Consider the following 18,608-nt stretch of genomic DNA (forward strand, 5'->3'; position numbering starts at 1 on the left):
TTTCACTCGACAGCTCCTACAGGCGTGTTACCAGCAGATACCTTCGGTGCGCTTGCTGACGCTGGTGGCTTGAGACATGAAGCCGACCAGGTCGATCACTTGCTTGCCGTGTGGAGCTTGCTGCGCCAGGGCACGGAATTTCTCGTCACGGTTGCCGAGGATGATCACGTCGGAGTTGTTGATCACCTCGTCGAAGTCCGAGTTGAGCAAGGACGAGACGTGAGGGATCTTCGACTCGATGTAATCCTTGTTCGCACCGTGGACACGGGCGTACTCGACGTTGCTGTCGTAGATGCTCAGGTCGTAGCCTTTGCCGATCAGCATTTCGGCCAGATCAACCAGTGGGCTTTCGCGCAGGTCGTCGGTGCCGGCCTTGAAGCTCAGACCCAGCAGGGCGACTTTGCGTTTGTCGTGGCTGGAGACGATGTCGAACGCGTTCTGCACCTGGGATTCGTTGCTGCGCATCAGCGAGTTCAGCAGCGGTGCTTCCACGTCCAGGGAACCGGCGCGATAGGTCAGGGCGCGCACGTCTTTTGGCAGGCAAGAGCCGCCGAATGCGAAGCCCGGGCGCATGTAGTACTGGGACAGGTTCAGCGTCTTGTCCTGGCAGACCACTTCCATCACTTCACGACCATCGACACCGACGGCCTTGGCGATGTTGCCGATCTCGTTGGCGAAGGTCACTTTGGTGGCGTGCCACACGTTGCAGGTGTACTTGATCATCTCGGCGACAGCGATGTCCTTGCGGATGATCGGAGCGTCGAGTTCTTCGTACAGCGATTGCAGAACGTCGCCCGAAGCCTTGTCGAACTCGCCGATGACGGTCATTGGCGGCTGGTCGTAGTCGGCGATCGCGGTGCTTTCACGCAGGAACTCAGGGTTCACTGCAACGCCGAAGTCGACGCCTGCCTTCTTGCCGGAGCAATCTTCGAGGATCGGGATTACCACGTTTGCCACGGTGCCCGGCAACACGGTGCTGCGAACCACAATGGTGTGGCGGGTGGTTTTGTCACGCAGGACAAAACCGATCTCACGGCACACGGCTTCGATGTAGTTCAGTTCCAGGTCGCCGTTCTTCTTGCTCGGCGTACCGACGCAGATCATCGACAGGTCGGTGTCGCGAATCGCTTCGGCGAAGTTGGTCGTGCCGCGCAATTTGCCCGTCTCGATACCCTGCTGCAGAAGTTCGCCCAGACCCGGTTCAACGATCGGCGATTTACCAGCGTTGATCATATCGATTTTGTCTTTGGCGACATCGACGCCAACGACGTCATGGCCCCGTGCAGACAGGCAACCGGCACAGACTGCGCCGACGTAACCCAAACCAAATATGCTGATGCGCATCGCAATTACCTCTCAGTTAATCAAGACTGTGTTCAACAAGCCATTACATGGCCGGAGTTAATGGTGTTCAGCGGTCATAGTGCACTCGCAAGTGCGCCTTACAGGCGCTACAGTGTCGTGTGCAGGCATACTAAGTTCCGAGTGTCTAAATAAGTGCACTCAAGATGTGCGCAATCAGGCCTTGTTATTATGATGTGCCCTGTTATGCAGCCGACCCTCTGATCAGAGGACGTTCGTGCAAAGGCCTTGCGCGCTCAATGCCAGGCCAGAAGCCCGTAAATCAAGCGGTTGGGTGCTCGGGTGAGCACGTTTATAGGGGCGTGGCCGTGGCCTTGTAGGGGATAGTATTGATACGTTATCTCCTGTCCTTCATGTGTTGCCAAAATTAGGGATTAGTAAGCAGAAGTTCGTGTGACAACTTCGCTATGTAAATCTCTTCTCTGCGTAAGTTATCTCGTACAAGCGCCGAGAGAATCGTTACCGGTGGTATGAGCGGCGCATTTAGACATAGTTCCAGTCCGCCCATCGCGAATTCTGAAATTTCTTGAAATATGGAAAAAGATGGCACTGCTCTCATATTGATAGCACTTGCCGTTTCGCCCTTTATATATAGGGTGATTGTTGTATTGGGTACTTTTTTGCCACTACAGATAAAAATTTTAAGTGCCACTACTGAAAAAAAATGATCAATGTCGAGTGAAACTAAAGTTAGAAATTCGAGTGCTTGATTTTTGGCGCCAATAAAACGGCGAAAAGGCGGGAGTTATTCGAGTATCAACGGAGCGGCGCACGACGAAGTAACCAATGTCGTGCGCCGACCTGGTGCAGGTTTCCATTACTCCGGCGCGTGATCGCGCAGGAACACCAGATTGTCCGGTTTAGACTGCTCGCTGCTGTAGCGATAACCCTGAACGTCGAACTGCTTGAGGGCAGCCGGGTCATTGATGCGTTCTTCGATGACGAAGCGACTCATCATGCCGCGGGCTTTTTTCGCGTAGAAACTGATGATCTTGTATTGGCCGTTCTTCAGGTCCTTGAATTCGGTATTGATGATGCGCGCGTTCAAGGCACTGCGTTTGACTGCCGAGAAGTACTCATTGGAGGCCAGGTTCAGCAGCACATCGTCGCCCTGATCGGCTAACGCTTCGTTCAACCATTCGCTGATTCGCGTGCCCCAGAAGGCATACAGGTCCTTGCCCCGGGCATTGGCCAGTTTGGTGCCCATCTCCAGCCGATAGGGCTGCATCAGGTCCAGAGGGCGCAGCAGGCCGTACAGGCCGGAGAGCATGCGCAAGTGTTGCTGGGCGTAGTCGAAGTCAGCATCGCTGAAGGTTTGTGCGTTCAGGCCGGTATAAACGTCGCCCTTGAACGCCAGCAAGGCTTGCTTGGCGTTGGCTGGGGTGAAGGCCGGGGTCCAGCTGCCGAAGCGCGCGGCATTGAGGCCGCCAATTTTGTCGGAGACATGCATCAGCTCGCTGATCTGCGCCGGCGTCAGGTCGCGCAGTTGCAGGATCAGCTCCTGGGAATGGTCGAGGTATTGTGGTTGAGTGAAACGCGGGGTCGCCGGCGGTGTTTCGTAGTCGAGGGTCTTGGCGGGGGAAATCACCATCAGCATGAAGTCGTCTCCTTTAATCGTGGGGGCGATTCTAGGGGGTTGTCCTTGTTGACTCCAGCTATCAAGGTCATAGGTGATGATCGGTGGCAACTGTAAACCCCTGTGGGATCGTCGTTACTTCGGGGAAGGGTGTTGGATCGGATATAGTGCCGCGCGGGTTTTGTTATGGAGGCGTCCCATTGCGTATCGTTTTTCTATTCTTTGCCTGGCTGTTGAGCTTTGGCGCCCTGGCGGCGCCGGGCGATGTGGCGACGCTGGATCGCAGCACCTGGCCTGAGCAGCTCAGCAGCCCGACGCTGTTCGACGTCGCCTCGCGGGCCGAAATCCTCATGTTCGCCCGCGTCCTGCTGGCCAGTGAATCGCTGGACGAAGCGAGCCTGGCTCAACGTCTGGGCCTGCGCACCCTCAATCTGGCGTCGGTCAACCAGCTGCGTCAGCACCTGTGGCAGCGTTTGCTGACCAACTACAACTTCGCCCAGCGCAGTTGCGATCAGGATGCCTCCTTCTGTTTTCTGGTCGAGGACATGGACACCTTGCGTGAGCAAGCGGCCAAGTTTCAGGTCAGCGACGACAGCTATTACATCAAGTGGGCCGAGCCGAGCCGGTTGTTCCACGCGCAGTACCTGGACGAGCAGTTGCGCAAGGCCGCGCTGTTCCCGCAGACCAGCAGCGAAGTCGATCGTTTTGGCGACTATGAACGCAATGGCGATGCCATGAATGACCGCCTGTTCCTGCTGACCTTCGACAGTGCCGCCAATGCCACGCCCGATAACACGGCCTGGGTCACCGAGTACCTGCGCAAATCGAACATGAGCGCTACGTTCTTCGTCCTCGGCAAGGACATTCAGGCCCGTCTGGCCGAGCGTTCGGTGACCAGCCTGCAAGGCACTTATTCGCAGCAATGCGTGGGTGTACAGGGTTGGGAGTTCCGCTCTCACAGCCACTGGCAAGACTGGCAGGATTCGGTACGGCGCAGCGTCGAGCTGGTCAAAGGCAAGCTGCCGGAGAATTACGTACCGCTGTTTCGTCCACCCGATGGCCAGCGTCGGTCCGATGCTGAAGGCTTCTTCACGTCTCAGGGTTTGCAAGTGGCGTTGTGGGACATCGACGCCCAGGACGGCGCCGGCAAGCTCAAGGGCAACCAGAGTGCACAACGGGTGTTGACCCTGATGCTGCTGTGGCGGCACGGGGTGATCAACTTCAATGTGAAGCAGGATGCGCTGAAAACGGCGATGCCCTGGCTCATTACACAAACGGCGCCAAGCGGGATCGGTTGGGAGCATTGTCAGGACGCGTTTCGCTGAAACGGAGAAAGCCCGTAAACATTGAGCCGGGGGCGTTTTTGAGAGAGATTTCGATGCAGGCGGACTTCCGACTTTAGCGGGGTGGTGGCAGTCCGCCAAGTGCTATTGGTCATTCTGCAAAATAAACTTCAAAAAAGCGTCAAAGTGCTTTTTTCTGTCACAGGTTTTGGAGTATTACGAAGACAGACCGCCGAAACCTGCAACACAGGTGGCGTCTTCCAAGACCCAGCTTGTGTGCAGTTCACTTGAGTCCCCGCAGGTGAATTCGGTGGCCACTTCGAGGCGCAGCACTGTAACGGTATTGCGTCGACTGGCTCCCACATAAGGTGACCGAGTATGGATGACCACGGACGTAGCCCTTCTTCCAACCAGCCAATCCTTTATGTACTCGATACCAACGTATTGATTCACGATCCAAACGCGCTGCTTAATTTCGAAGAACACCACGTCGCCATCCCGATGACCGTGCTTGAAGAGCTGGACAAGCTCAAGAGCGGGCATCACAGCGTGGCCGCCGAATGCCGTCAGGCCATCCGGCTGATCGATAAGACCCTGGGTGATGCTTCACCGGAGGACGTTGAACAGGGCGTGCCGATTCAGCGCGGCAAGAGCGGGCCGAAGGGCTTGCTGTCAATTCTGATGAGCAAGCGTGCCGAGCCGAACATCATTCTGCCCGAGCACCTGAACGACAACATCATCATCAACCAGTTGATCGACCTGCACGCGCGCGATCCGAAACTGCCCGTGGTGCTGGTCACCAAAGACATCAACATGCGCCTCAAGGCGCGGGCCTGCGGGATTGCGGCCGAGGACTACAGCACCGACCAACTGGTCGACGACGTATCCCTGCTGCCCAATGGCTACCACAACATGACCGGCTCCTTCTGGGACCGGGTGAGCAAAGTCGAAACCCGGCAGGATCATGGCCGCACCTGGCATCAGGTACAGCTGATCGACAACCTGCCCGCCGTACACGTCAATGAGTTCATCATCGACGAACAGGGCTTTGTTGGCTGGATCAAGGAAATCCAGGTCGACAAGTTGCTGATTCTCGACCTGCATCAGGAACCTCTGTTGCACCAGGAAGCCTGGGGCCTGAAACCGCGTGATATCTATCAAAGCCTGGCGCTGTACGCCTTGCTCGATCCGGATATTCATCTGGTCAACCTGTCCGGCGCGGCCGGTTCCGGTAAAACCATCCTGGCCCTGGCGGCGGCCATCGAACAGACCATGGTCAGCAAACGCTACCGGCGCATCATCGCCACCCGCAGCGTGCAGGGCCTGGACCAGGAAATCGGCTTCCTGCCCGGCACCGAAGCGGAAAAAATGGAGCCTTGGCTTGGCGCCATCACCGACAACCTCGAAGCCTTGCACATGGATGACGAAAACACCCATGGCAGCGTCGACTACATCCTCAGCAAAGTGCCGTTGCAGTTCAAATCCCTCAACTACATTCGAGGCCGCAGCTTCCAGCAGAGCCTGATCCTGATCGATGAATGCCAGAACCTCACGCCGCACCAGATGAAAACCATCATCACCCGTGCCGGCGCCGGTTCCAAAGTGGTGTGCCTGGGCAACCTGGCGCAGATCGACACCCCTTACCTGTCCGCGACCAGCTCCGGGCTGACGTACCTGACCGAACGCTTCAAAGACTTCCCCAACGGTGTACACATCACCCTGCAAGGGGTGCCACGTTCGATTCTGGCCGAATACGCCGAATCGCATCTGTAATCGCTTCAATAGAACCGGGCGGCCCAAAGCCGCCCGGTTTTTTATGCCCGACGAATAACCTGTGGGAGCGGGCTTGCCCGCGATGGCATCACCGAGGTGTCCCTGTTGAACCGCAGCGTCTGCATCGCGGGCAAGCCTCGCTCCCACAGGGTTCGGTGTAAACGCATAATCAAGCGTGCGGAAAATTGACCCGCAGGTTTACAATCGATGCTCCTGATCAGGAGTAACCCTGTGCTGACTCATCTCGATTCCCAAGGTCGCGCCAATATGGTCGACGTCACCGAAAAAGCCGTGACGTTCCGTGAAGCGACGGCCCAAGCGCTGGTGCGCATGCTGCCCGAAACCCTGCAGATGATCGTCAGCGGCGGCCATCCCAAGGGTGACGTGTTCGCCGTGGCGCGGATCGCCGGCATCCAGGCGGCGAAGAAAACCAGCGATCTGATTCCTCTGTGCCACCCGTTGATGCTCACTGGCGTCAAGGTCGAACTCAGTGCCGAAGGCGACGACACCGTGCGTATCGTGGCGCGCTGCAAGTTGTCCGGGCAGACCGGCGTCGAGATGGAAGCGCTGACTGCCGCCAGCGTGGCGGCGCTGACTATCTATGACATGTGCAAGGCCGTGGATCGTGGCATGACCATCGAGAGCGTGCGGCTGCTGGAAAAACTCGGCGGCAAGAGCGGCCATTTCCAGGCGGATCAACCATGAACGTTACCGTGAAGTTTTTCGCCCGTTACCGTGAGGCGCTCGGCGTGGATTCGGTGACGGTTGAAGGTGATTTCGCCACGCTCGATGATGTGCGCGTGCTGCTGGCCCAACGTGACGGCGCCGAGGTGCTGAGCGAGCAGAACCTGATGTGCGCCCGCAACGAAGACCTCTGCCAGCTCGACGAACCGGTGAGCGATGGCGATGAAGTGGCGTTTTTCCCGACCGTGACCGGAGGCTGAGCCATGGCGATTCGCGTGCAGTCCACCGCGTTCGACCCCGGCGCGGAAGTCAACGCCATGCACGCAGCGAACGTGGGCGTCGGTGCGGTGGTGAGTTTTGTCGGCTACGTGCGCGACTTCAATGACGGCCTCGACGTCGCCGGGATGTTTCTGGAGCACTACCCGGGCATGACCGAAAAAGCCCTGGGCAAGATTGCCACGGAGGCCGAGGAGCGCTGGCCGCTGTTGAAGCTGGAAGTGCTGCACCGTATTGGCGCCCTGGAGCCGGGCGAGCCGATCGTCTTTGTCGGTGCCGCCAGCGCCCACCGCCAGGCGGCGTTCGATGCCTGCGCCTTTGTCATGGACTACCTGAAAACCCGCGCACCGTTCTGGAAGAAGGAAAACACCCGAGATGGCCCGCGCTGGGTTGAAGGGCGCGACAGCGATCATGCGGCGGCGGATCGCTGGAACAAGTAAGCAGTCTGTTGTTGCTTTGTTGTTCTTTAGGCCGTCTTCGCGGGCAAGCCCGCTCCCACAGGGTTATGCGCACACAGATCTATTGTGGGAGCGGGCTTGCCCGCGAAGAGGTCTTCCGCTTCAGCCGATAACTCCCTGACTCACCACCCGACCATCGGCCAGGCCCAACCCTGTTCGTTTGATTGACGGAAAATACATAAAAGTCCAGTATGGAATTATAAGTACAAAAAAGGCGTTTCCCCGTTTCAGCTCTTTCTTCTGTCTTGCCAAACCAACAACAACCCGCGAGAGAACGAACATGAAGAAATTCCCCCTCATTACCGGTCTGGCCCTGAGCCTGTTGGCGTGCAGTAGCCTGTTCGCCGCCGAGAAGAGCCTGCGCATCGGTATTGAAGCGGCTTATCCGCCGTTCGCGTCCAAAACCGATAAAGGCGAAATTGTCGGTTTCGACTACGACATCGGCAATGCCCTGTGCGCGCAGATGAAGGTCAAGTGTGTGTGGGTTGAAGGCGAATTCGACGGTCTGATTCCTTCCCTGAAAGTGAAGAAAATCGACATGGCGCTGTCGTCCATGACGATCAACGAAGACCGCAAGAAGTCGGTGGACTTCACCCACAAGTACTACTTCACCTCATCGCGTTTGGTGATGAAGGAAGGCGCGATCGTGGATGACCAGTACGCCAGCCTCAAGGGCAAGACGATCGGCGTGCAGCGCGCAACCACCACCGACCGTTATGCCACCGAGGTTTTCGAGCCGAAGGGCATCAACGTCAAGCGCTACGGCAACAACGAAGAAATCTACATGGATCTGGCGGCCGGTCGCCTCGATGCCATTTTTGCCGACACCATTCCACTGAATGACTTCCTGTTGATGCCGCGAGGCAAAGGCTACGCGTTTGTCGGGCCGGAGCTCAAGGATCCGAAATACGTGGGCGAGGGCGCCGGGATTGCGGTGCGCAAGGGCAACACCGAATTGGTCAGTGAACTGAACGCGGCCATCGACGGCATTCGCGCCAGTGGCGAGTACCAGAAGATTTCAGAGAAGTACTTCAAGTCCGACATCTACGGCGATTGATCGATCGCCCTCGCGAGCAGGCTCGCTCCCACATTAGTCTTGCGCATGCAGGTCCATTGTGGGAGCGGGCCTGCTCGCGAGGGGGCCCTGGCAGACAACACGCATCCCAGCGCTCAGCCCTTCAATTCCTTCAAATGCTTGTACACCGTCGCCCGGCCCATGTTCAGCACATTGGCCACATAGTTGGAGGCGCTTTTGCCTTTGAAGGCGCCTTCGGCGTGCAGGGCCAGCACCAGTTCACGTTTGTGGTCGCGGGTCAGCACATTCAGGCTCAACTGACGCTCGCGCAGCCAGGCGTGCAGGAAGGTGTTGATACGCTCTTGCCAGTCATCGCGAAACAGTGAGTCCGGTTGCGGAATCAGCTTGGTCGGCGACAGGAACAAATCCAGCGCCGCTTTCGCGTTTTCGAACAACGAGATATTCAGGTTGATGCACAGCACCGCCAGCGGATGACCTTCGCTGTCGCGCAGCACGCTGCTGAGGCTGCGAATCTTCTGGCCGTCCCAGTTGAGCTTTTCGTACGGCCCGATGTTTCGTTCAGTGACATCTTCGCTGAGCATGTCTTCCAGCGACGAGTCGTCGCCAATTTCCCGTTTGGACAGGTTGTTGGCAATGTAATCGACCTTTTGCGTGCGCAGGTCATGCAGCACCACCTCGGCGTGAGGGAAGAACAACGTGGCGATTGCATCGGCAATCGTGCGGAAGTTGTCCATGGAGACGTTGTCCAGGGCCGAGTCTTTTTCAGGTGCATTCATACAGTGGAGCTCCAGGCAGCGTCAGCGCCCCGTAAAAAAGGGGCGCTGGAAGTTTGCCGCAATCGTGTGGGCACGTCACCTGAGGGGCAGGATCAGGATCAACCCAGGCGGGCGGGGGAGAGCATCTCAGCGTCCAGACCGAAACGGGTCAGCTGCTCGGGCAAGGCTTCACCGCGTACCAGTGCAGCACTGGCCTGGCCCATGGCTGGAGACGTCTGGATGCCATAGCCACCTTGCGCCGCGACCCAGAACAGTCCCGGCACCTGCTGATCGAAGCCGGACAGCAAATCCCCGTCGTGCACGAAACTGCGCAGGCCGGCCCAGGTACGGGTCGGGCGGCGGATAGTCAGGGTGGTGGCTTCTTCGATCTGGTAGATGCCCATGGCGATGTCCAGCTCTTCCGGCTGCACGTCATGAGGTTCTACCGGGTCGGCGTTGGCCGGTGAGCCGAGGAACATGCCGGCGTCGGGCTTCATATAGAAGGATTCGTCAAGGCTGACCAGCATTGGCCAGTCATGAATATCCAGGCCCTCGGGGCCGGCGAAGATAAAGGCTGCCCGGCGTTTGGGTTGCAGGCCCAGAGGTCGGGCGCCGGCCAGTTCGCCAACCTTGTCGGCCCAGGCGCCGGCGGCGTTGATGATGATCGGGGCGCTGAAGGTCTGACCCTTGGTTTGAACCTGCCACAGCCCTTCGGCATCCCGGGTCAGGCTCAGCACTTCGCTGTCGGCATGAACCTCGCCTTTATTACGCCGGATACCGCGCAGATAGCCCTGATGCAGGGCATCGGTATCGATGTCACTGGCGGTCGGATCGTAGATCGCGCCGTGGACTTTTTCCCGACGCAGGATCGGCAGGCGCGCACAGGCTTCGTCGGCGCTGAGCAATTGCATTTCCGGCACCGTGGCTTTGGCGCTCAGGTATTGATTGTTCAGCTCGGCCGGATCGCCCGTGAAGTCGACGGTCATCTCGCCGCGCGGGGTCAGCAGCGGGTGCTCGCAGAAACCGGCTGGCGGGGCATCGAAGAAATCCCGGCTGGCCTGGGTCAATGCCCGAACCTGTGGGGTGCCGTAGGCGGCGGTGTACAGCGCAGCCGAGCGTCCGGTGGAGTGATAAGCCGGATGGGATTCGCGTTCGAGCACAATCACCCGCCCGTGCTGCGACAGCCAGAAACCGGTGGAAGCGCCGGCAATCCCGCCGCCGATGATGATGAAGTCTGCCTGGCTCATGAACGTCTCCTGAAGGGGCGCGATGCCATTGATATAGAGGGACCCTGTGGGAGCCGGGCTTGCCCGCGATGGCATCACCGCGGTTTAGCAGACCGACCGCGGCGTCTGCATCGCGGGCAAGCCCGCTCCCACAGGATCGAGGTGCTAGCGCTGTAATTGATAAAGGGCATTGGCCAGTGCGATGTCTTCCAGACCCAGGCCGATGGAGCGGAAGAACACCGAGCGGTCGTACTCGGGGCGCTGTACTTTTTCGCTGAGCAAGTCGGGCAGGTCGCCGATAATCAAGCGCTTGTCCCAGCCATGCTGTTCACCGGCGATCAGCATCTCACCGGCCGAGCCCGGGGTGGTCTGACGATAGTCACAGAACACCTGCATGTCATGGAGGCTCTGCGGCGGCACTTCATGGGCGCGCGGGGCGTTGGTGCTGATGGAGGTGATAAGCGCCGGTTTGCTCAAGATGGACGGGTCGATCACCGGGCCTGCCGACGAGGTGCAGAGCATGATCACGTCGGCGTCTTGAATCGCGGCTTCGCGACTGTCGGCGATGGTCAAGCGTGGATCGAGGTTTTTGAGCTGTGCCAGGGGTTCGGCGTTTTTGCCGCTCAGGCTCGGTGAATAGAGGCTGATGCTTTGCCAGTCCCGCAGGTCCTTGACGTAGTGCAGGTGCGCCTGGGCCACTTTGCCGCTGCCGATGATCGCCAGGCGCCGGGCCTTCAGCGGCGCGAGGGCATCGACCGCCACCGCCGTTGTCGCTGCGGTGCGTGCCGTGGTCAGTTCACCGGCATCGCAGAGCAGCAGCGGCTGGCCGGTCTGCATCGACATCAACAGCGTCCAGGCGGTCACCAATGGGCCTTGTTCACGCACGATGTAAGGCGATGTCTTGACGCCATACACCCCGTCTTCGGCCAGCACCCCCAGGTAGTTGATGAAGTCCCCGGCACCTTTCGGGAATTCCACTAACTGCTGCGCCGGTTGCACGGCTTGCCCGGCGGCCAGGTCACGGAACAGCTTGCGCAGGATCTGCGGCACGTCGACTTGCGCCAGCAGTTCGCGGGCCTGAGGTTGGGTGATCACGTAAGGCGTGCTGGACATGGTCGGCTCCGGGCGCTGAATGTAAACTAATTTGTCCATTATGGACTTTTAGTTGTCTCGAGCAAGCTCCTGTTGAAAAAACCGGACGAAAAAAAAGCGCAGTCCGTTTCCGGCTGCGCCTTTTGTCCTGCGGCCCGGGTTACGGGCGCTTGCGCTCAACCGCCCGCAACAGATGCGTCGGTGGCGTTTCACAACTGATCTTGCGACCCAGCAACGCCTCGATGGACGGTAGCTGGTAGGAGTCGTCTTCACCGGCAAAGCTGATGGACACACCATCGGCGCCGGCACGGCCGGTACGGCCGATGCGGTGCACGTAGTCGTCCGGGACTTCCGGCAGGGTGAAGTTGATCACATGGCTGATGCCGTCGATGTGAATGCCGCGACCGGCCACATCGGTGGCCACCAGCACGCGGATCTTGCCTTCGCGGAAACCTTCCAGGGTCTTGATGCGCTTGTGCTGCGGCACATCGCCAGACAGTTGCGCCGCATTGACGCCATCGCGCACCAGGCGTTCTTCGATGCGCCGCACTTCGTCCTTGCGGTTGGCAAAGACCATCACCCGTTCCCAGCCGTTATCGTTGACCAGGTTATAGAGCAGTTTGTATTTGTCGGCGCCGGCCACCGCGTAGATGTGTTGCTCGACGTTTTCGCTGGCCACGTTCTGCGCTTCGATCTCGACGATCGACGGGTCGGTGGTCCATTGCTTGGCCAGGTTCATCACGTCGTCGGTGAAGGTCGCGGAGAACAGCAGCGTCTGACGCTCGTTCTTCGGTGGGGTCTGGCGAATGATCTGGCGCACTTGCGGGATGAAACCCATGTCGAGCATCCGGTCGGCTTCGTCCAGCACCATGACTTCGACCATGTCCAGATGCACGTCGCCGCGCTGGTTGAAGTCGAGCAAGCGGCCCGGAGTGGCCACGAGGATGTCGCAGTGACGGGCTTCGAGGTGCTTGAGTTGCTTGTCGAAGTCCATGCCGCCGACAAACGTCATGACGTTGAGGCCGGTGTATTTGGTCAGGTCGGCTGCGTCCTTGGCGATCTGCACCACCAGCTCCCGGGTCGGGGCGATGATCAGTGCCCGCGGTTCACCCATGTAGCGCTCTTTGGGCGGCGGGGTTTGCAGCAGCTGGGTGATGATCGAAATCAGGAAGGCGGCGGTTTTGCCAGTGCCGGTCTGGGCGCGACCGATGGCGTCTTTGCCCGCGAGGGTGAAGCCAAGCACCTGCGCCTGGATCGGCGTGCAATACGGAAAGCCCAGGTCCTGAATGGCGTGCATCAGTTCGGGGGCGAGCTTGAAATCGTGGAAGCGGGTTTTGCCTTCCTGGGGCTCGACGACGAAGTCTTCGAGTTTCCACGGGATAGCCGGTGCCTTTGGCTTCGGTTCGCGACGCGGTTTTGCCGGTTTCGGGGCTTCGCTGCGCGGCTGTTCAGAGGAAATGGCCGGGGCAGAGGGGGCGGTTGGTGTGGTCACCGGCTCGTGCTTCGGTGCCGCTACGGTTGCGGTCCTGCCAGGCTGATTACCGTCGGTGCGGTGGCTGGGCGTATGAGAAGGAGCGCTGGAGCCTGGCGCGAGCTGCTCAGCCTCGCTTTTACCGAACATTTTCTTGAGTGCTTTGAGCACGGTCATCTCATCAATTGGTTAAGGAATGTACGCCGGCCAGTGTAATGCAAGAATCGGGCGCGGCGTAGTGGGATGGATCAATGGGTAGCTTTTAACGCAAACGCTCGGCGAGCCAGACGCCGATGTCACGAATTTCTTCGGGTAACACTTCGTGGCCCATTGGGTATTCCTGCCATGTCACGGTGACACCGCGCTGCTTTAAATACTCGTAGGCGGTCCGGCCCATGGAGTTTTGAACCACGTCATCGTACTGGCCGTGCAATGAAAGCACCGGAATGCGCTGCTGGCTGGCGGAAAGCTCCAGTTCATCGCTGAAAGTCGGCGCATAAGTAGAGAGGGCAAGTACGCCACCCAGCGGTCCCTGCCATTTCACAAAGGCCGTGTGCAATACCACGGCACCACCTTGGGAAAACCCCGCGATAAAGATGCGCGAGGCGTCTATTCCGCTGGCCTTCTGCTCTTCGATCAAATCAAAGACCCGTTGCGCGGACGTTTCCAACTGCTCGCGGCTGATCGCGCGCGCCGGGCTCATGGCCAATATGTCGTACCAACTCGGCATTTCGTAGCCGCCATTGATGGTGACAGCACGGGTCGGAGCTTGAGGCAATACGAAGCGGGTAGTCAGCAGGCTTTCCTGCAGCGCTTCGGCCACCGGCAAAAAGTCGTAGCGGTCGGCGCCCAGCCCGTGCAGCCAGATAACGCAGGCGTCTGCGGGCTTGACGGGTTGAAGAATCAAGGGCTCGGTCATGGGTGCTCCATATTTGTGCATGCGCTTTCATTTAAGTGCGAGGTTGGAGTGCGCAATGGGTTGATTAGTTAAAAAGATGTCGCAAGGCTGAAAGTTTTGCTATTGACCTGTCGCTGAATCGCTTTGGCGAGCGGTCTGGTACGGGCTTTGCTATAGGGATACCTGTGCAACCAATCTTATGCCTGGCGGTAACACTATCAGTGTACGGCTGGTCGTGGGATAGCAAAGAATCCGGTGATGGATGTTCGCCAAGGGCCGCTACGGGCTTCGCGAACGTGAAAGGGCTACCGCCCGTTCGGCCGATTGGTGAGAAGGGAGTTATCCATGATGTGGATTTTCTCCTACTAGACTCATAGCGACGGTCCTGCATCGGTTGACCCTAAAAAAAGCCAACACGGGTCAACAACGCCTCATAAGGGTGCGACAGGGCTCAAGCTCCGACACAACAAGAGCAAAACTGGAGGTTTGAATGAAGATGTTGAAATCCACCCTGGCCATCGTGACTGCAGCCGCAGTGCTCGGTGTCAGTGGGTTCGCTCAGGCGGGTGCAACCCTGGATGCAGTGCAGAAGAAAGGTTTCGTACAGTGTGGCGTGAGTGACGGTCTGCCGGGTTTCTCGGTTCCGGACTCTACCGGCAAGATTGTGGGTATCGATGCTGACTTCTGCCGCGCTGTGGCTGCTGCCGTATTCGGCGACGCGACCAAGGTCAAATTCAGCCAGTTGAATGCCAAGGAGCGTTTCACTGCTCTGCAATCCGGCGAAATCGACGTGCTGTCGCGCAACTCCACCATGACCAGTTCCCGTGACGCGGGCATGGGCCTGAAGTTTCCTGGCTTCATCACTTATTACGACGGCGTAGGCTTCCTGGCCAACAGCAAGCTGGGCGTGAAAAGTGCCAAGGAACTGGATGGCGCGACCATCTGTATTCAAGCCGGTACCACCACCGAGCTGAACGTGTCCGACTACTTCCGCGCCAATGGCCTGAAGTACACCCCGATCACCTTCGACACCTCCGATGAAAGCGCCAAGTCGCTGGAATCCGGTCGTTGCGACGTACTGACCTCCGACAAGTCCCAGTTGTACGCACAGCGCAGCAAACTGGCCTCGCCAAAAGACTACGTCGTTCTGCCGGAAACCATTTCCAAAGAGCCTTTGGGTCCGGTCGTGCGTAATGGCGACGATGAGTGGCTGGCAATCGTGCGCTGGACGGGTTACGCCATGCTCAACGCTGAAGAAGCCGGTATCACTTCGAAAAACGTCGAGGCTGAAGCCAAATCGACCAAGAACCCGGACGTCGCCCGTCTGCTGGGCGCTGATGGTGAATACGGCAAGGATCTGAAACTGCCGAAAGACTGGGTGGTTAAAATCGTCAAGCAAGTCGGTAACTACGGCGAAGTCTTCGATAGAAACCTCGGCAAGAGTACTGCGCTGGAAATCGACCGTGGCTTGAACGCCCTGTGGACCAACGGCGGCATTCAATACGCACCACCAGTGCGCTGATGGTTCTATCACCCGGTGGGCCAACCACCGGGTGATGTTCTGTTCCATTATTTCCGGGGCACTTCATGCAAAATTCAATCGGCGCACCAAAGCAGAGGCTCAGTCTCAGCGATCCGCGAGTGCGTGCGTGGCTGTTTCAGATCATCACGGTTATCGCCGTGGTCTCGATGGGCTGGTATCTGTTCGATAACACCCAGACCAACCTTCAGCACCGGGGCATTACCTCCGGCTTCAGCTTTCTGGAGCGCAGTGCCGGGTTCGGCATCGCTCAACACCTGATCGACTACACCGAATCGGACAGCTATGCCCGGGTGTTTGTCATCGGCTTGCTCAACACGTTGTTGGTGACCTTCATCGGCGTGATCCTGGCGACGATTCTCGGGTTCATCGTCGGTGTGTCACGGCTGTCGAAGAACTGGATCATCAGCAAGCTGGCGACGGTTTACGTGGAAGTCTTCCGTAACATTCCGCCACTGCTGCAAATCCTGTTCTGGTACTTCGCGGTGTTCCTGAGCATGCCGGGGCCGCGCAACAGCCATAACTTCGGCGATACCTTCTTCGTCAGCAGCCGTGGCCTTAACATGCCGGCGGCATTGATGGCGGACGGTTTCTGGCCGTTTGTGGCCAGCATCGTCGTGGCCATCGTCGCGATCGTGCTGATGAGCCGCTGGGCCACCAAACGTTTCGAAGCGACCGGCGTACCGTTTCACAAGTTCTGGGCAGGGCTGGCGCTGTTTCTGGTGATCCCTGCGCTGTGCGCATTGATCTTCGGTGCGCCAGTGCACTGGGAAATGCCGAAGCTGCAAGGCTTCAACTTCGTGGGTGGCTGGGTGCTGATCCCGGAACTGCTGGCATTGACTCTGGCCCTGACGGTGTACACCGCGGCGTTCATTGCCGAGATCGTGCGTTCGGGCATCAAGTCGGTCAGTCATGGCCAGACCGAAGCGGCGCACTCGTTGGGTTTGCGCAACGGTCCGACCCTGCGCAAGGTGATCATCCCGCAAGCTCTGCGGGTGATCATTCCGCCGTTGACCAGCCAATACCTGAACCTGGCGAAGAACTCCTCGCTGGCGGCCGGTATCGGTTATCCGGAGATGGTGTCGTTGTTTGCCGGTACGGTGCTGAACCAGACCGGGCAGGCGATCGAAGTCATTGCCATCACCATGAGCGTGTACCTGGCGATCAGTATCAGCATTTCCCTGCTGATGAACTGGTACAACAAGCGCATTGCGCTGATCGAGCGGTAAGGAAGAGCGCATGACCACTCATACTTTCAAACCCGACATGCCACCACCGAGCAGCAGCATCGGTATCGTGGCGTGGATGCGGGCGCACATGTTCTCCAGCTGGATCAACACCCTGCTGACGCTGTTCGCGTTCTATCTGATTTACCTGATCGTTCCCCCTATCTTGAGCTGGGCGATTCTCGACGCCAACTGGGTCGGTACCACCCGCGCCGATTGCACCAAGGAGGGCGCCTGCTGGGTGTTCATCCAGCAGCGCTTCGGTCAGTTCATGTATGGCTACTACCCGACGGACTTGCGCTGGCGCGTGGACCTGACCGTGTGGCTGGCGGTGATTGGCGTGGCACCGTTGTTCATCGCACGGGTTCCACGCAAGGCAGTTTACGGCCTGAGCTTTCTGGTGCTCTATCCGATCATTGCCTACTTTCTGCTGCACGGTGGCTTATTCGGTCTGAGCACCGTGGCGAGCAGCCAGTGGGGCGGCCTGATGCTGACCCTGGTAATTGCTACCGTCGGTATCGTCGGCGCACTGCCGCTGGGTATCGTTCTGGCCTTGGGCCGTCGTTCGAACATGCCGGCGATTCGTGTGGTCTGCGTGACCTTCATCGAATTCTGGCGCGGCGTGCCGTTGATCACGGTACTGTTCATGTCTTCGGTGATGTTGCCGTTGTTCCTGCCTGAAGGCATGAACTTCGACAAACTGCTGCGGGCGCTGATCGGCGTGATCCTGTTCCAGTCGGCCTACATCGCTGAAGTGGTGCGTGGCGGTCTGCAAGCGATCCCCAAAGGTCAGTACGAAGCGGCGGCAGCGATGGGCCTCGGTTACTGGCGCAGCATGGGCCTGGTGATTCTGCCGCAAGCCCTGAAGCTGGTGATCCCTGGCATCGTCAACACCTTCATTGCGCTGTTCAAGGACACGAGCCTGGTGATCATCATCGGCCTGTTCGACCTGCTCAACAGCGTCAAGCAAGCCGCCGCCGACCCGAAATGGCTGGGCATGGCCACTGAAGGCTATGTGTTCGCGGCCCTGGTGTTCTGGATTTTCTGTTTTGGTATGTCCCGCTATTCCATGCATTTGGAACGCAAGCTGGACACTGGCCACAAGCGCTAAAGCAGTACCTAATTTAGGAAGTTCTCTGATGAGCGAAGCAATCAAAAAGACAGTGAGCCCCGAAGGCATTATTCAGATGCAGGGCGTGAACAAGTGGTACGGCCAGTTCCACGTGTTGAAAGACATCAACCTGAACGTCAAGCAAGGCGAGCGTATCGTTTTGTGCGGCCCGTCGGGTTCCGGCAAATCCACCACCATCCGTTGCCTCAACCGTCTGGAAGAGCACCAGCAGGGCCGCATCGTGGTCGATGGCGTGGAACTGACCAACGACCTCAAGCAGATCGAAGCGATCCGCCGTGAAGTCGGCATGGTGTTCCAGCACTTCAACCTGTTCCCGCACCTGACCATCCTGCAGAACTGCACCCTGGCGCCGATGTGGGTACGCAAGATGCCCAAGCGCAAGGCCGAAGAAATCGCCATGCATTACCTGGAACGCGTACGCATTCCGGAGCAGGCGAACAAATACCCGGGGCAACTGTCGGGCGGTCAGCAACAGCGTGTGGCCATTGCCCGTGCCCTGTGCATGAAACCGAAAATCATGCTGTTCGACGAACCGACTTCGGCACTCGACCCAGAGATGGTGAAAGAGGTTCTGGACACCATGATCGGCCTGGCCGAAGACGGCATGACCATGCTCTGCGTGACCCACGAAATGGGCTTCGCCCGTACCGTGGCCAACCGCGTGATCTTCATGGACAAGGGTGAGATCGTCGAACAGGCTGCGCCGAATGACTTCTTCGACAACCCGCAGAACGAGCGTACGAAGCTGTTCTTGAGCCAGATTCTGCATTGATTGGCGCCAGGCAGTGAAATAAACCCGGACTATGTTCCGGGTTTATTT

Annotated in this window: 18 protein-coding genes; 10 read left to right on the forward strand and 8 right to left on the reverse strand. The window is 58.5% G+C overall.

Features of this window, described 5'->3' with window-relative positions; all coding sequences use genetic code 11:
* Positions 1–27: 27 nt before the first annotated feature.
* Complete coding sequence (locus AACY49_RS11310; RefSeq protein ID WP_339523737.1) at positions 28–1,344, reverse strand: nucleotide sugar dehydrogenase; 1,317 nt, start codon at positions 1,342–1,344, stop codon at positions 28–30.
* Between the two features lie 835 nt (positions 1,345–2,179).
* Entirely contained in the window at positions 2,180–2,959 is a 780-nt protein-coding gene (gene yaaA / locus AACY49_RS11315) for a peroxide stress protein YaaA (protein WP_258697462.1), read from the reverse strand.
* 179 nt (positions 2,960–3,138) lie between these two features.
* Here yaaA and AACY49_RS11320 point away from each other — a divergent pair, with 179 nt between their 5' ends.
* The 5 genes from AACY49_RS11320 to moaE all read left to right on the forward strand — a co-directional run bounded on the left by AACY49_RS11320 (position 3,139) and on the right by moaE (position 7,394).
* Positions 3,139–4,263: a polysaccharide deacetylase family protein gene (locus tag AACY49_RS11320; protein WP_258697461.1), complete on the forward strand. Its 1,125-nt coding sequence runs from the start codon at positions 3,139–3,141 to the stop codon at positions 4,261–4,263.
* A 336-nt stretch (positions 4,264–4,599) separates the two neighbouring features.
* Positions 4,600–5,994 (forward strand): PhoH family protein, encoded by a 1,395-nt coding sequence (locus AACY49_RS11325; RefSeq protein ID WP_258697460.1) that lies wholly within the window; start codon positions 4,600–4,602, stop codon positions 5,992–5,994.
* Positions 5,995–6,225: 231 nt separating this feature from the next.
* Positions 6,226–6,699 (forward strand): cyclic pyranopterin monophosphate synthase MoaC, encoded by a 474-nt coding sequence (gene moaC, locus AACY49_RS11330; RefSeq protein ID WP_059406245.1) that lies wholly within the window; start codon positions 6,226–6,228, stop codon positions 6,697–6,699.
* Positions 6,696–6,938 (forward strand): MoaD/ThiS family protein, encoded by a 243-nt coding sequence (locus AACY49_RS11335; protein ID WP_339523746.1) that lies wholly within the window; start codon positions 6,696–6,698, stop codon positions 6,936–6,938. The genes moaC and AACY49_RS11335 overlap by 4 nt, the downstream gene beginning before the upstream one ends.
* A 3-nt stretch (positions 6,939–6,941) precedes the next feature.
* Positions 6,942–7,394: a molybdopterin synthase catalytic subunit MoaE gene (gene moaE, locus AACY49_RS11340; RefSeq protein WP_339523748.1), complete on the forward strand. Its 453-nt coding sequence runs from the start codon at positions 6,942–6,944 to the stop codon at positions 7,392–7,394.
* Between the two features lie 120 nt (positions 7,395–7,514).
* On the opposite strand, the gene AACY49_RS11345 is transcribed toward moaE, so the two are convergent.
* Complete coding sequence (locus tag AACY49_RS11345; RefSeq protein WP_339523750.1) at positions 7,515–7,694, reverse strand: hypothetical protein; 180 nt, start codon at positions 7,692–7,694, stop codon at positions 7,515–7,517.
* Here AACY49_RS11345 and AACY49_RS11350 point away from each other — a divergent pair.
* Positions 7,693–8,469, forward strand: a complete 777-nt coding sequence (locus AACY49_RS11350) for an ABC transporter substrate-binding protein (protein ID WP_258697457.1) — start codon at positions 7,693–7,695, stop codon at positions 8,467–8,469. The two genes, AACY49_RS11345 and AACY49_RS11350, sit on opposite strands and share 2 nt — an antisense overlap.
* Positions 8,470–8,582: 113 nt before the next feature.
* On the opposite strand, the gene AACY49_RS11355 is transcribed toward AACY49_RS11350, so the two are convergent.
* The 5 genes from AACY49_RS11355 to AACY49_RS11375 form a co-directional block, all read right to left on the reverse strand.
* Positions 8,583–9,224, reverse strand: a complete 642-nt coding sequence (locus AACY49_RS11355; RefSeq protein ID WP_339523751.1) for a helix-turn-helix transcriptional regulator — start codon at positions 9,222–9,224, stop codon at positions 8,583–8,585.
* Between the two features lie 98 nt (positions 9,225–9,322).
* A complete protein-coding gene (locus tag AACY49_RS11360; protein ID WP_258697455.1) occupies positions 9,323–10,450 on the reverse strand; it encodes an NAD(P)/FAD-dependent oxidoreductase in 1,128 nt (375 codons plus the stop codon).
* Positions 10,451–10,594: 144 nt separating this feature from the next.
* Positions 10,595–11,542 (reverse strand): ornithine cyclodeaminase family protein, encoded by a 948-nt coding sequence (locus AACY49_RS11365; protein WP_258697454.1) that lies wholly within the window; start codon positions 11,540–11,542, stop codon positions 10,595–10,597.
* 139 nt (positions 11,543–11,681) lie between these two features.
* Positions 11,682–13,169 (reverse strand): ATP-dependent RNA helicase RhlB, encoded by a 1,488-nt coding sequence (gene rhlB / locus AACY49_RS11370; protein WP_339523755.1) that lies wholly within the window; start codon positions 13,167–13,169, stop codon positions 11,682–11,684.
* An 85-nt stretch (positions 13,170–13,254) separates the two neighbouring features.
* Positions 13,255–13,911 (reverse strand): alpha/beta hydrolase, encoded by a 657-nt coding sequence (locus AACY49_RS11375; protein WP_258697452.1) that lies wholly within the window; start codon positions 13,909–13,911, stop codon positions 13,255–13,257.
* Positions 13,912–14,380: 469 nt separating this feature from the next.
* Between AACY49_RS11375 and AACY49_RS11380 the strand changes: the two genes are divergently transcribed.
* From AACY49_RS11380 to AACY49_RS11395, 4 genes are all read left to right on the forward strand, one after another.
* Positions 14,381–15,412 carry an amino acid ABC transporter substrate-binding protein gene (locus tag AACY49_RS11380; protein WP_339523758.1) on the forward strand — a complete coding sequence of 344 codons (1,032 nt, stop codon included), beginning with the start codon at positions 14,381–14,383 and terminating at the stop codon, positions 15,410–15,412.
* A gap of 65 nt (positions 15,413–15,477) precedes the next feature.
* Positions 15,478–16,659, forward strand: coding sequence for an amino acid ABC transporter permease (locus tag AACY49_RS11385; RefSeq protein WP_339523761.1), 1,182 nt, complete (start codon positions 15,478–15,480; stop codon positions 16,657–16,659).
* Between the two features lie 10 nt (positions 16,660–16,669).
* Positions 16,670–17,767, forward strand: a complete 1,098-nt coding sequence (locus AACY49_RS11390) for an amino acid ABC transporter permease (RefSeq protein ID WP_339523763.1) — start codon at positions 16,670–16,672, stop codon at positions 17,765–17,767.
* 28 nt (positions 17,768–17,795) lie between these two features.
* Positions 17,796–18,560 (forward strand): amino acid ABC transporter ATP-binding protein, encoded by a 765-nt coding sequence (locus AACY49_RS11395; RefSeq protein WP_258697449.1) that lies wholly within the window; start codon positions 17,796–17,798, stop codon positions 18,558–18,560.
* Positions 18,561–18,608: the final 48 nt, after the last annotated feature.

Origin of the sequence: Pseudomonas sp. EL_65y_Pfl2_R96 (genome assembly GCF_963970905.1) — a bacterium.
Lineage (GTDB): Bacteria > Pseudomonadota > Gammaproteobacteria > Pseudomonadales > Pseudomonadaceae > Aquipseudomonas.